Annotated in this window: 10 protein-coding genes; all 10 read left to right on the forward strand. The window is 67.7% G+C overall.

Annotation, left to right across the window (positions count from 1 at the left end; genetic code table 11):
- The first annotated feature begins 35 nt into the window (after positions 1-35).
- The 10 genes from NX782_RS07805 (at position 36) to NX782_RS07850 (ending at position 12818) form a co-directional block, all read left to right on the forward strand.
- Positions 36-1616 (forward strand): ATP-binding protein, encoded by a 1581-nt coding sequence (locus NX782_RS07805; RefSeq protein WP_258844879.1) that lies wholly within the window; start codon positions 36-38, stop codon positions 1614-1616.
- A complete protein-coding gene (gene kdpE / locus NX782_RS07810) occupies positions 1613-2308 on the forward strand; it encodes a two-component system response regulator KdpE (protein ID WP_258844880.1) in 696 nt (231 codons plus the stop codon). The genes NX782_RS07805 and kdpE overlap by 4 nt, the downstream gene beginning before the upstream one ends.
- A gap of 267 nt (positions 2309-2575) precedes the next feature.
- Positions 2576-3805, forward strand: a complete 1230-nt coding sequence (locus NX782_RS07815; protein WP_258844881.1) for an ABC transporter substrate-binding protein — start codon at positions 2576-2578, stop codon at positions 3803-3805.
- Positions 3806-3816: 11 nt separating this feature from the next.
- A complete protein-coding gene (locus tag NX782_RS07820) occupies positions 3817-4695 on the forward strand; it encodes a carbohydrate ABC transporter permease (protein ID WP_258844882.1) in 879 nt (292 codons plus the stop codon).
- Entirely contained in the window at positions 4692-5621 is a 930-nt protein-coding gene (locus tag NX782_RS07825) for a carbohydrate ABC transporter permease (protein WP_258844883.1), read from the forward strand. The genes NX782_RS07820 and NX782_RS07825 overlap by 4 nt, the downstream gene beginning before the upstream one ends.
- Positions 5622-5630: 9 nt before the next feature.
- A complete protein-coding gene (locus NX782_RS07830; RefSeq protein WP_258844884.1) occupies positions 5631-6692 on the forward strand; it encodes an ABC transporter ATP-binding protein in 1062 nt (353 codons plus the stop codon).
- A 65-nt stretch (positions 6693-6757) separates the two neighbouring features.
- Positions 6758-7786, forward strand: a complete 1029-nt coding sequence (locus NX782_RS07835) for a LacI family DNA-binding transcriptional regulator (RefSeq protein ID WP_258844885.1) — start codon at positions 6758-6760, stop codon at positions 7784-7786.
- A 97-nt stretch (positions 7787-7883) separates the two neighbouring features.
- Complete coding sequence (locus NX782_RS07840) at positions 7884-9245, forward strand: GH1 family beta-glucosidase (RefSeq protein ID WP_258844886.1); 1362 nt, start codon at positions 7884-7886, stop codon at positions 9243-9245.
- Positions 9246-9348: 103 nt separating this feature from the next.
- Positions 9349-11859: a glycoside hydrolase family 3 protein gene (locus NX782_RS07845; RefSeq protein ID WP_258844887.1), complete on the forward strand. Its 2511-nt coding sequence runs from the start codon at positions 9349-9351 to the stop codon at positions 11857-11859.
- Positions 11856-12818 (forward strand): glucokinase, encoded by a 963-nt coding sequence (locus NX782_RS07850; RefSeq protein ID WP_258844888.1) that lies wholly within the window; start codon positions 11856-11858, stop codon positions 12816-12818. The genes NX782_RS07845 and NX782_RS07850 overlap by 4 nt, the downstream gene beginning before the upstream one ends.
- The last annotated feature ends 13 nt before the right edge of the window (positions 12819-12831 follow it).

Below are 12831 nucleotides of genomic sequence, written 5' to 3' on the forward strand. Positions count from 1 at the left end.
CGCTCGGACCGGCGTGGATGGCTTACCATGCCGGCATGTCCACGTTCCGCCCCAGTCCCGCATCGAAGGAGCCGCCCGCCTTTGAGCCGCAGATCGGTCCCGTCCTGGCTGGCGCCGGCATCAGCCTGCTGACCGCCGCCGTGGGCCTGCCGCTGCTGCCGCTGCTGGACCTCGTCAACGTGGCGATGCTGTTCCTGCTCGCGGTGGTGCTGGTGGCGATTCGCCTGGGGAGGGCGCCGGCGGTTTGCGCCAGCCTGGTGGCCTTCTGCGCCCTGGTGCTGGCGGCGCACCCGGCCGATGCGGCGGGCTTCGGGCCCGGCGAATTCCGTTACGCGGTGGCGCTGGCGGTGATGCTGGCCGTCGGCTGGATCACGGCGCGACTCACCGCTTCGCTGCGCGAGCAGGCCAGCGGCGCGGTGCAGCGCGAAGCCCGTACCCGCGCGCTCTACGAATTCGCGCGCGCCCTGCAGCCGGCGCTGCTGACCGAGCAGGTCTTCGAGATCACCTTGCGCTATGCCGAGCGCACCTTCGACGCGCGCGGCGCCGTGCTGCTGCCGGATGGCGCCGGACGCCTGGCGCTGCCGGCCCACGATGCCGGCATGCCGGTGCTCAGCGTGCTGGACATGGCTGCCGCCCAGTGGGCCTACGACCACGCCAGCGCCGCCGGCGCCGGCACCGGCACGCTGCCGGGCAACCAGTATGTGTATCTGCCGCTGGTGGCGCCGATGCGCACCCGCGGCGTGCTGGCGCTGCGCCTGCCGGAACACGGCATGCCGGCGGCGCCCGAACAGCGCGGCCTGCTCGATGCCTTCGCGGCGCTGGCGGCGATCGCGCTGGAGCGGGTCCACTACGTCGAGGTGGCCCAGGAGACCGAAGTCAAGATGGAAGGCGAGCGCCTGCGCAATTCGCTGCTGGCGGCGTTGTCGCACGACCTGCGCACGCCGCTCACGGGACTCGTTGGCCTGTCCGAGTCGCTGACGCTGTCGCGGCCGCCGCTGACGGGCGAGCAGATGGAGCTGGCCGGCGCGCTGCGCGACGAGGCGCGCCGCATGAGCACCCTGGTCGCCAACCTGCTCGACATGGCGCGCATCCAGAGCGGCGGCGTCAGGCTCAACCTGCAGTGGCAACTGGTCGAGGAACTGGTCGGCAGCGCGCTGCGCGCCTGCCGCTGGCAACTGGGTGGGCGCCGCATCGAGACGCGCATGGCGCCCGGGCTGCCGCTGGTGCGCTTCGACGCCACCCTGCTGGAACGGGTGCTGTGCAATCTGCTGGAAAACGCCGGCAAGTACACGCCGCCGGATGCCCGGATCACGATCGCCGCGGAAGCGGACCTTGGTGCCGGCATGCTGCGCCTGCGCGTGCTCGACGACGGCCCCGGCCTGCCGCCGGGCCGCGAGGATGCGCTGTTCGAAAAATTCGTGCGCGGCGCCCAGGAATCGCCGATCGCCGGCGTCGGCCTCGGGCTGGCGATCTGCCGCGCCATCGTCGAGGCGCACGGCGGCCACATGCGCGCATTCAATCTGGAAGCGGGCGGCGCCTGCTTCGAAGTCAGTCTGCCGCTGGGCGAGCCGCCGGCGATGCCGGCCGCCGACATCGTGGAAAGCCAGGAAACATGAGTATCGAAACATCCCCCATCGCCCTGATCGTCGAGGACGAGCCGCAGATCCGCCGCTTCGTGCGCATGGCGCTGGAAGGCGAGGGCTGGCAGGTGCACCAGTCCGAGACCCTGAAGCGCGGCCTGATCGACGCCGGCACCCGCACGCCCGACCTGATCATCCTCGACCTCGGCCTGCCCGACGGCGACGGCGTCCAGCTGATCCGCGACGTGCGCAGCTGGAGCCCGGTGCCGATCATCGTGCTGTCGGCGCGCATCGACGAGGGCGACAAGATCACGGCGCTGGACGCCGGCGCCGACGACTATCTCACCAAGCCCTTCGGCATCGGCGAACTGCTGGCGCGCGTTCGGGCGGCGCTGCGGCGCCAGCACAAGGCGGGCGGCGAACCGTCTGCGCGGATCGTCTTCGGGAAGGTCGAGGTGGACCTGCAGAAGCGCCGCGTGGACCGCGACGGCCAGCCGGTGCACCTGACCCCGACCGAGTACAAGCTGTTGTCGGTGCTGCTGGCGAACCTGGGCCGCGTCGTGACGGCGCCGCAGCTGCTGCGCGAGGTGTGGGGACCGTCCAACTCGGACAACGGGCACTATGTGCGCATCTATATGGGACATCTGCGCCAGAAGCTGGAAGACGATCCGGCGCAGCCGCGGCATTTGTTGACGGAGACGGCGGTGGGGTACCGGTTGCAGCCCTGACTGCAGTCATTCCCGCGAAGGCGGGAATCCATACAGATTGGCTCAAGACGCTCAACATGGATTCCTGCCTGCGCGGGAATGACGTGTAGACGATTTGCCACACCAGCAACTAGCTCTTCATTCATCGCGGGTTTTATAGGAAAATCCGCCAAGTATTTTCTGTTTGACACTAATTTCGGCCCGGTGCTATAGTCCGGCCAAAGCCATGGGAACGTTTCCAGCCCGGACACGTCCACCATAAATGGCAGCCGATACATTGGAGACGAGATGGTTGCAGGTCGCAGCTTGGCGTTCGCCGCCTGGCTATGCGCGTCCGCTGCGGCGGCGCATGCCGGTCCGCGTGCCGAAGTGATCCACTGGTGGACCTCGGGCGGCGAGTCGGCGGCCGTGCGCCATGTCGCCCAGGCCTATGCCGAGGCCGGCGGTACCTGGATCGACAGCGCCATCGCCGGCGGCGACCAGTCGCGCGCCGTCACCGTCAACCGCATCATCGGCGGCAATCCGCCCACCGCCGCCCAGTTCAACACCTCCAAGCAGTTCCTCGACATCATCGAGGAAGACATGCTCAACGACGTCGACGACCTCGCGCGCCGCGAGAACTGGGACCAGCTGCTGCCCGAACCCATCGTCGGCGTCATCAAGGTCAAAGGCCATTACTACGCCGCGCCGATGAACATCCACATGCAGACCTGGCTGTGGTATTCGAAGGCGGCGTTCGACAAGGCCGGCATCAGGAAGGAACCGGCCAGCGTCGACGAACTGTTCGCCGCGCTCGACAAGCTGAAGGCCGCCGGCCTGATCCCGCTGGCCCATGGCGGCCAGTCGTGGCAGGAAGTGATCCTGTTTTCCAGCATGCTGTCGAACATCGGTGGACGCGATCTGTACCTGAAGGTGATCCGCGACCGCGACCAGGCCGCAATCAACTCCGCCGCCTTCCGCAAGGTGCTGCTGGCCTACAAGCGCCTGCAAACCTATGTCGATCCGGCCTCGCCGGGCCGCAACTGGAACGATGCCACCGCGCTGGTCATCTCGGGCCGCGCCGGCATCCAGATCATGGGCGACTGGGCCAAGGGCGAGTTCACCAATGCCGGCCAGGCCCCGGGCCGCCAGTACGGCTGCATCCCCGGCCTGTCCGTCGACAGTCCCTACCTGATCCAGGGCGACGTCTTTGTCTTCCCGAAAACCGAGGACCGTGGCGCGGTCCAGGCCCAGAAGCTGCTGGCCAGCGTGGTCGAGCGTCCCGGCGTCCAGCTCCAGTTCAGCAAGCTGAAAGGCTCGCTGCCGGTGCGTCCCGACCTCGACGCCAGCCAGCTCGACGTCTGCGCGCAGAAGGGCATGGCGATCCTGCGCGACCGTTCGCGCCCGGTCGGCGTGACCGAGGTCTATCTGACGCCGGACCAGAACGGTGCGCTGCAGGACGTCCTGACCGCCTACTGGAATACCAACATGCCGGTCGAAAAAGCGCAGAAGAGCATCGCCTCGGCGCTGCGTTATTGAGGGAGAACGGGATGATCCAGGCGCGCCAGCTTCGTAAAATCACGCCCTACACGGCGCTGCTGCCGATGTTCGTGACGGTCCTCGTCGGTTACATCGGCGCCGCCGTCTGGACCCTGGGCATGTCGATGACGGCCTCGCGCACCTTCCCGTCCAGCCAGTTCATCGGCCTGGCCCAGTACCAGCGTCTGTTCGACAACGAGCGCTGGATGCTGTCGCTGCATAACCTGGCGCTGTACGGCGTGCTGTTCGTGCTGGCCTGCCTTGTGATCGGCTTTCTGCTGGCGGTCTTCATCGACCAGAACGTGACCGGGGAGGGCGTGCTGCGCACTGTGTTCCTGTACCCGTATGCGATGTCTTTTGTCGCCACCGGCCTGGTCTGGCAATGGCTGCTGCAGCCCGGCGACGGCATCGATTCCGCGATCCGGATGCTGGGCTGGCACGATTTCACGCTCGGCTGGATCGTCGACCAGGACATGGCCATCTACACGATTGTCATCGCCACCGTGTGGCAGGCCTCGGGCCTGGTGATGGCGCTGATGCTGGCCGGCCTGCGCGGCGTCGACCCGGAGATCTGGAAAGCGGCGCGCCTGGACGGCATCCCGGCATGGCGCGTCTATTTGCAGATCGTGTTGCCGATGCTGTGGCCGACCGTGGCCACGGTCCTGCTGCTGCTGGCCACCGCGGTCGTGAAACTGTACGACGCCGTGGTCGCGATGACCCAGGGCGGTCCCGGCACCGCCAGCGAAGTGCCGGCCAAGTTCATCATGGACCACCTGTTCCTGCGCTCGAACGTCGGCCTGGCGTCAAGCGGCGCGGTCGTGCTGCTGGTGCCGGTGCTGGCGCTGCTCGCGCCCTATGCCTACGCTCGCAGCCGCAAGGAGGCCGCATGAACCTGCATTCGATCGCCGAACGCCTGCCGGCAGCCCCCGCCGGGGAAGCGAGCCTGACGCGGCCGCGCAGCCGGCGCCGCATCACCGTCGCACGTGTCGGCATCTACGCCTTCCTGTTCACGGCGGCGCTGTTCTTCCTGCTGCCCTTGTACGTGATGATCGTCACCTCGCTGAAGAGCATGGACGAGATCCGGCAGGGCGGGATCTTCGCGCTGCCCCTGGCCGCCACGCTGGAACCCTGGCGCCAGGCCTGGAGCACGGTCTGCACCGGCGCCGCTTGCGAAGGCTTGCGTACCGGCTTCGCGAACTCGGTGGCGATCGCCGTGCCCTCGACCATCCTGCCGATCCTGATCGGCGCCATCAACGGCTATGCGCTGTCGTTCTGGCGCCCGCGCTACGCCAACCTGCTGTTCGGCGTGCTGATGGCCGGCGCCTTCGTGCCGGTGCAGGTGATGATCTATCCGCTGGTGCGGGTGCTGGCGCTGGCCGGCGTGTTCGGCTCGCTGCCGGCCATCGTGCTGGTGCACCTGGTGTTCGGCATGCCGATGATGACGCTGCTGTTCCGGAATTACTACTGCTCGGTGCCGCACGAGCTGTTCCATGCCGCGCGCGTGGACGGCGCCGGCTTCTGGCGCATCTTCCTGCGCATCATGCTGCCGATGTCGCTGCCCATCATCGTGGTAGCCGCCATCATCCAGGTGACCGGCGTGTGGAACGACTACATCCTGGGCCTGGTGTTCGCCGGCCGCGAGAACCTGCCGATGACGGTCCAGCTTAACAACGTGATCAACACCACCACCGGCACCCGCCTGTACAACGTGAACATGGCCGCCACCATCCTGACCGCGCTGGTGCCGCTGACCCTGTATTTCGCATCCGGACGCTGGTTCGTGCGCGGCATCGCCGCCGGCGCCGTCAAAGGTTAAGGAAGTACCATGGCTAACGTCAACCTGCGCAAACTGAACATCAAGCTGGGCGGGAAAAACATCATCCGCGACCTCGACCTGCAGGTCGAGCCGGGCGAATTCCTGGTGCTGCTGGGGCCTTCGGGCTGCGGCAAGTCGACCCTGCTGCACAGCATCGCCGGCCTGGTCGATGCGGACGCCGGCAGCATCGAGATCGGCGGGCGCGACATGACCGACGCCGATCCCAGCGAACGCGGGATCGGCATGGTGTTCCAGTCGTATGCGCTGTACCCGACCATGAGCGTGAAAGACAATATGTCCTTCGGCCTGAAGATCGCCGGCACGCCGAAGGCCGAGATCGCGCGCCGCGTGACGCATGCGGCCTCCATGCTGCAGCTCGATGCGCTGCTCGACCGCAAACCCTCCCAGCTCTCGGGCGGCCAGCGCCAGCGGGTGGCGATCGGGCGCGCGCTGGTGCGCGAAGCCCAGGTGTTCCTGTTCGACGAGCCGCTGTCGAACCTGGATGCCAAGCTGCGCGCCGAACTGCGCCGCGAACTCAAGCTGCTCCACCAGAACCTCGGCTCGACCATGATCTACGTGACGCACGACCAGGTCGAGGCGATGACGCTCGCTTCGCGCATCGTGGTAATGCAGGCTGGCCAGGTGCAGCAGATCGGCACGCCGCTGGAAGTCTACGAGCGTCCCGCCAACCGCTTCGTGGCCGGCTTCCTCGGCGCGCCGGCGATGGCGTTTGTTGACGGCGAGCTGGATGGAGAAGGGCGCTTCAGCGCAGGCGAACTGGCGCTGATGCCGGGCGCGGGCTGCTGCGCGGCGGGGTTGGGCAAGCGCGCCGCGGTGCTGGGCGTGCGCCCGGAGCACGTGGCGATCCGTGCCGACGGCGCCATGCAGGGCACGGTCTCGCTGGTCGAACCGATGGGCAATCACCAGGTCGTGTGGGTCCGCTGCGGCGCGCATACGCTGGCGTCGCTGGTGCACGACGATGCGGCCTGGACGCCGGGCCAGGCGGTGCGCTTCGGCGTCGATGCGCAGCGGGTATCGCTGTTCGATCCGCAGTCGGGAAACCGCCTGTAAGGACCGCGGATGGGTTATGCTAGCTGTTTCGAAAAGACTAAACAGAACGGAATGAGGATCTGCCAGTGGCCACTATCAAGGATGTAGCGAAGCTTGCCGGTGTCGGTCTGGGCACGGCTTCGCGCGTGGTCAGCGGCAAGGGTTCGGTGTCGCCGGCCACGCTGGCAAAGGTCAGGAAGGCCATCGACGAACTGGGCTTCCGGCCTTCGCATGCGGCGCGCGCGTTGCTGTCGGGCTCGAGCCGCATGATCGGGGTGTACATCCCGGTGCTGAGCGGGACCTTCTATACGCCGATCCTGCAGATCATCGACACCGAACTGCGCGCCGCCGGCCTGCACATGGTGCTGGCCTTCGGCGTCGGCCTCGGCGACGAGCGGCGCCAGGCCATCGAGGGCATCGAATTCCTGGTCGAGCGCGGCTGCGACGGCCTGATCGTGATGACCAGCGCGCTGCTCGAAGAGGACATCGCCGCGCTGGGCCTGAAGGCCGGCCAGCTGGTGGCGCTGAACCACTGCTTCGACAGCATCGCCGAGCAGTGCTTCACGGTCGATCACACGCTCGGCGGCCGCCTGGCGGCGCGTGCGCTGTTAGACCACAAGCACCGCCGCATCGCGCTGGTCGAAGGCCCGCGCCGCCTGGCCGACAGCGTGGCCCGCACCCAGGGCTTCGACAGCGAGCTGCGCGAGCACGGCATCGACCCCAATAAGATCTGGCGCATCGAGAGCGACTTCTCGCCGGCTGGCGGCTGGGCCGCGGCCAAGGCGCTGCTGGAGTCGGGCTACGAGTGCAGCGCGCTGTTCTGCGCCAACGACGAGATGGCGGTTGGCGCGCTGTCGTATTTCCAGGAAGCGGGTGTGCGGGTGCCGCACGACCTGTCAGTGATCGGTTACGACGACACGCCCAGCGCAGCCTTCTCGGCGCCGCGTCTGAGCTCGGTGCACATGCCGTGGCGCGAGATGACCCAGAACGGCATCAATGCGCTGCTCAACCTGTGCTACGACATGAAGCGTCCGGTGCACCGCGAGTTCCCGGTCAGCGTGACCCTGCGCGCTTCGCTGGCCAAGGCGACTTCCGGGAGGCGCAAGGCGGCGTGAGAGCGCACCAAGGGCGCCACGCGGGCGCTTTTTTTTGAACGGACACTGGAAAGCTTTCCAAAAAAATTCGAGAACACCAATGACTGAAAACGAGACCATGAGCCCATCTTCCCGACCCGAACCGCAGGCGCCGCAGCGCGCCGACTTCGCCGCCGATTTCCTGTGGGGCTGCGCCACCTCGTCCTACCAGATCGAGGGCGCGGCCCATGCGGATGGGCGCGTCGAATCGATCTGGGACCGCTTCGCCGCCACGCCCGGCCGTATCCGCGACGGCTCGAGCGGCGAGGTCGCCTGCGACCACTATCACCGCTGGCCGGAAGACCTGGACATCGCGCGCGATCTCGGCCTGAACGCCTACCGCTTCTCGATCGCCTGGCCGCGCATCTTCTCAAGCGTCGGCGCCAGGCCGAACCAGAAGGGCCTGGACTTTTATTCGCGCCTGGTCGACGGCATGCTGGAGCGCGGCCTGCAGCCCTGGGCCACGCTCTATCACTGGGATTTGCCGCAATACCTGCAGGACCGGGGCGGCTGGAACGAGCGTGCCACCGTCGATGCCTTCGTCGAACTGGCGGACGCGATGACGCGCACTCTGGGCGACCGCGTCAAGCACTGGATCACCCATAACGAACCCTGGTGCACGGCCATCATCGGCAACTACGAGGGCTGGCACGCGCCGGGCCTGACCGATCTCAAAACCGCGCTGCAGGTCAGCCACCACGTGCTGCTCTCGCACGGCAAGGCGGTGCCGGTGATCCGCGCCAACGTGCCGGATGCGAAGGTCGGCATTTCGCTCAGCCTGCACCCGCTGCGTCCGGCCAGCCTTGAGCCGCGCGACATCGCGGCGATGGAGCGGCATGACGGCCTGCGCTACCGCTGGTTCCTCGATCCGCTGTATGGCCGCGGCTACCCGGCGCAGACGCTGGAACTGGTCGGCGAGAATGCGCCCACCGTGCTGCCGGGCGACCTCGAGGCCATCGCCGTGCCCACCGATTTCCTCGGCGTGAACTACTACTTCCCGGAGACCATCGCCGACGAACCCGGCCACGCACCCTTGAATGCGCGCGTGCTGCCGCCGAGCGGCGACGAGATCACGGGCATGGGCTGGCCGGTCGAGCCGCAGGGGATGGCCGAACTGCTGGCGCGGGTCGAGAACGACTACCATCCGGGACCGATGTACGTGACCGAAAACGGCTCCTGCTATGAGGACACGGTGAGCGCGGACGGCAGCGTGCACGACACCGAACGCCGCCACTACCTGATGCGCCACCTGGGCGCGCTGCAGCAGGCGGTCGACGCCGGCGTGCCGGTGAAGGGCTATTTCGCCTGGAGCCTGGTCGACAACTTCGAGTGGTCCGAGGGCTACCTGAAGCGCTTCGGCCTGGTGCACATCGATTACGCCACCCAGCAGCGTCGCCTGAAGGACAGCGCGAAGTGGTACCAGGCCTTCCTGCGAGAGTGAACAGGGCTTTTTGTTGACAGCGGAATCAATTGGCTTCACTATTGTTGGGTTCCGTTGGAATCGTTTCCAACGCAGTCAAATAAGAAACGTGGAGACACCCCGCATGCACAAGCAATTCCGTTCCAGCGTCCTGGCGCTCTCCGTCGCCTTGACCCTGCCGGCCTTCGCTGCCCAGCCCGCACCGAAACCCTTGACCGACTGGCCGCACATCGCCAGCGCCTTCAAGCAGGATGCCGCGCTCGAGGCGCGCGTGGCCGAGATCCTCGGCAAGATGACGCTGGCGCAGAAGATCGGCCAGATGACCCAGCCCGAGATCAAGGCGGTGACCCCGGACGATGTCCGTACCTATTACCTTGGCTCGGTGCTGAACGGCGGCGGCAGCTGGCCGAACAACAACAAGCACGCCAAGGCCGCCGACTGGGTGGCGATGGCGAACGCCTTCTACGATGCCTCGATGGCCACCGACATGGCGATCAAGGTGCCGGTGGTGTGGGGCACGGACGCGGTGCACGGTCATAACAACGTCTACGGCGCCACCATGTTCCCGCACAATATCGGCCTCGGTGCGGCGCGCGACCCGAAGCTGATCGGCGAGATCGGCGCCGCCACCGCCAGGGCCGTGCGCGCCACCGGCATCGCCTGGGTGTTCGGCCCGACCCTGGCCGTGGTGCGCGACGACCGTTGGGGCCGCACCTACGAAAGCTATGCGGAAGACCCGATGCTGGTGCACGACTACGCCGGCGTGTATGTGAAAGGCATGCAGGACCGGTTCAAGAGCGACGCCAACACCATCGCCACCGCCAAGCACTTCATGGGCGACGGCGGCACCGACCAGGGCAAGGACCGCGGCGTCAACCTGTCCAGCGCGCGCGACATGATGAACATCCACGCCCAGGGCTATTACACGGCGCTGGCTGCCGGCGCCCAGACCGTGATGGCCTCCTTCAACAGTTGGAATGATGTCGCTGCCGGCAAGGATTACGGCAAGGTGCACGGCAGCCGCGACATGCTGACCGGGATCCTGAAGGAGAAGATGGGCTTCGACGGCTTCGTCGTCACCGACTGGAATGGGCACGGCGAAGTGGCCGGCTGCACCGCTGCCAGCTGCGCGCAGGCGATCAACGCCGGCGTCGACATGGTGATGGTGACGGACGAGTGGAAGGTCTTCATCAAGAACACCATGGCCGACGTCGAAGCCGGCCGCATCCCGATGGCGCGCATCGACGACGCGGTCAGCCGCATCCTGCGCGTCAAGCTGCGCGCCGGCCTGTTCGGCAAGCGCCCGTCGCAGAACGCCTATGCCGGCAAGGACGCGGCGCTGCAGGACCGTGAGCTGGCGCGCCGCGCGGTGCGCGAATCGCTGGTGCTGCTGAAGAACGAAGGCCCGGCGCTGCCGCTGGCGGCGGGCAAAAAGCTGCTGGTGGTCGGCAAGGCCGCCGACAGCATGGCCCACCAGACCGGCGGCTGGGCGCTGACCTGGCAGGGCACGAGCAATACCAATGCCGACTTCCCGAACGCGGACACGATCCTGGCCGGCATCCGCGCCGCCGCCGGCGACGCCAGGGTGCGTTTCAGCCCGGACGGCAAGGACGTCAACCCGGCCGACTACGACGCGGTCATCGCCGTGATCGGCGAAGGTCCGTACGCGGAAGGCGACGGCGACATCGGCCCGTCCGGCACGCTGCGCCACAGCAGCCGCTATCCGGAAGACCTGGCGGTGCTGCAGCAGGTGGCGGGCAAGGGCAAGCCGGTGGTGACCGTGTTCCTGTCCGGCCGTCCGCTGTGGGTCAACGACCTGATGAATTTGTCGGACACCTTCATCGCCGCCTGGCTGCCGGGTACCGAAGGCAAGGGCGTGTCCGATCTGCTGGTCGCCGCCAAGGGCGCGAAGAGCTACGACTTCCGCGGCACGCTGTCCTTCTCCTGGCCGAAGACCGTGTGCCAGACCCCGCTCAACGTCGGCGACGCCAACTACGCGCCGCTGTTCGCCTACGGCTACGGCCTGAAGCGGGGCAGCCGCTCGCAAATCGGCAAGCTGGATGCGAACTACCCGGCCGGCGGCTGCGGCGCCTCGAATGTGTATCCGCTGTTCGGCCAGGCCGACCGCGCCAGCTTCCCGCTGCAGATCCGCAGTGGCTCGACGGTGCAGCCGCTCGGCGCTGACCTGAACGCCACCGTGAGCCTGCCGGGCATCAAGGTCGAGACGGCGCAGATCACGACCCAGCAGGACGCCAAGCTGGTCACCTGGACCGGCCCGGCCAGCTTCGAGGCCCACGGCGCGCGGGCGCTGGCGCTGCCGGCGGCAGCCAGCAAGGATGCCGTGCTGCGCTTCGACACGATGGTGCAGGCGGCGCCCGCCGGCACGGTGAACATCGCGATGGGCGGCACCGCGCTCGATGCCACGGCCCTGTTCCAGCGCCTGGCCGGCAAGGGCAAGCAGGTCGTCAAGATCCCGCTGGCCTGCTTCACGGCGAAAGGCGCGGACCTGGCCACGCTCGACACGCCGTTCAGCGTCGCCAGCAGCGGTGCCTTCGCGGCCGCCATCGGCAATATCGACGTGGTCGGCGGCGGCGCCGGCGATCAGGACAGCCTGCGTTGCGAGGCGCTGAAATGAGCCTGCGCCTGCTCGCCGACATCGGCGGTACCAATGCCCGCTTCGCGCTCCAGCAGCCGGGGGCGGACGGCTTCGCCGACATCGAAGTGCTGGCCTGCAGCGCCTACCCGACCATCGGCGATGCCGTGCGCGCCTACCTGGCCAAGGCTGGGGCTCGCGGCCTGGCCGTCGAGGGCCTGAAGCATGCCGCGCTCGCCATCGCCAACCCGGTCGAAGGCGACGAAGTCGGCATGACCAACCACTGCTGGCGTTTCTCGATCGCTGCGCTCAAGGCCGAACTGGGCCTGGACACGCTGCTGGTTGTGAACGATTTCGCCGCGCTGGCGATGTCGCTGCCGCACCTGAAAGGCGAGCAGCGCGAACGCATCGGCGGCGGTGTCGAACAGCCGGGCAAGCCGATCGGCCTGATCGGCCCGGGCACAGGACTGGGCGTGTCCGGCGTGGTGCCCTGCGGCGCGCGCTGGATTGCGCTGGCGGGCGAGGGCGGCCACGCCAGTTTCGCGCCGGTGAGCAAGCAGGAGATGAAGATCCTGCAGGCGCTGTGGGAAGAATACGGCCATGTCTCAAGCGAGCGCCTGCTGTCCGGCCTGGGCCTGGAACTGATCCACCGTGCGCTGGCCGGCCAGCGCCTGAGCGCGCCCGAGATCACCGGCCGCGCGCTGGACGGCAGCAGCGTGGCCTGCCGCGAGACGGTCGAGACCTTCTGCGCGGTGCTGGGCAGCGTGGCCGGCAACGTCGCGCTGACCCTGGGCGCCACCGGCGGCATGTATATTGGCGGCGGCATCGTGCCGCGCCTGGGCCGGCTGTTCACCGGCTCGCGCTTCCGCGAACGCTTCGAAGGCAAGGGCAGGCTGTCGCCGTATCTCGCGCGCATCCCGACCTGGCTGATCACCGAAGAATACCCGGCGCTGCGCGGGGTCGCGGCGATGCTGGACGACGACATCGACACACAACGATAACAAGTAACAAGGA

This window comes from Massilia norwichensis (assembly GCF_024753245.1).
Taxonomy (GTDB): domain Bacteria; phylum Pseudomonadota; class Gammaproteobacteria; order Burkholderiales; family Burkholderiaceae_D; genus Telluria; species Telluria norwichensis.

Bases quoted from the DNA above. Each gene is read 5' to 3' on its own strand.
- NX782_RS07805 (WP_258844879.1), top strand. From the start codon at position 36: ATGTCCACGTTCCGCCCCAGTCCCGCATCGAAGGAGCCGCCCGCCTTT.
- NX782_RS07825 (WP_258844883.1), top strand. From the start codon at position 4,692: ATGAACCTGCATTCGATCGCCGAACGCCTGCCGGCAGCCCCCGCCGGG.
- kdpE (WP_258844880.1), top strand. From the start codon at position 1,613: ATGAGTATCGAAACATCCCCCATCGCCCTGATCGTCGAGGACGAGCCG.
- NX782_RS07815 (WP_258844881.1), top strand. From the start codon at position 2,576: ATGGTTGCAGGTCGCAGCTTGGCGTTCGCCGCCTGGCTATGCGCGTCC.
- NX782_RS07840 (WP_258844886.1), top strand. From the start codon at position 7,884: ATGAGCCCATCTTCCCGACCCGAACCGCAGGCGCCGCAGCGCGCCGAC.
- NX782_RS07850 (WP_258844888.1), top strand. From the start codon at position 11,856: ATGAGCCTGCGCCTGCTCGCCGACATCGGCGGTACCAATGCCCGCTTC.
- NX782_RS07845 (WP_258844887.1), top strand. From the start codon at position 9,349: ATGCACAAGCAATTCCGTTCCAGCGTCCTGGCGCTCTCCGTCGCCTTG.
- NX782_RS07830 (WP_258844884.1), top strand. From the start codon at position 5,631: ATGGCTAACGTCAACCTGCGCAAACTGAACATCAAGCTGGGCGGGAAA.
- NX782_RS07820 (WP_258844882.1), top strand. From the start codon at position 3,817: ATGATCCAGGCGCGCCAGCTTCGTAAAATCACGCCCTACACGGCGCTG.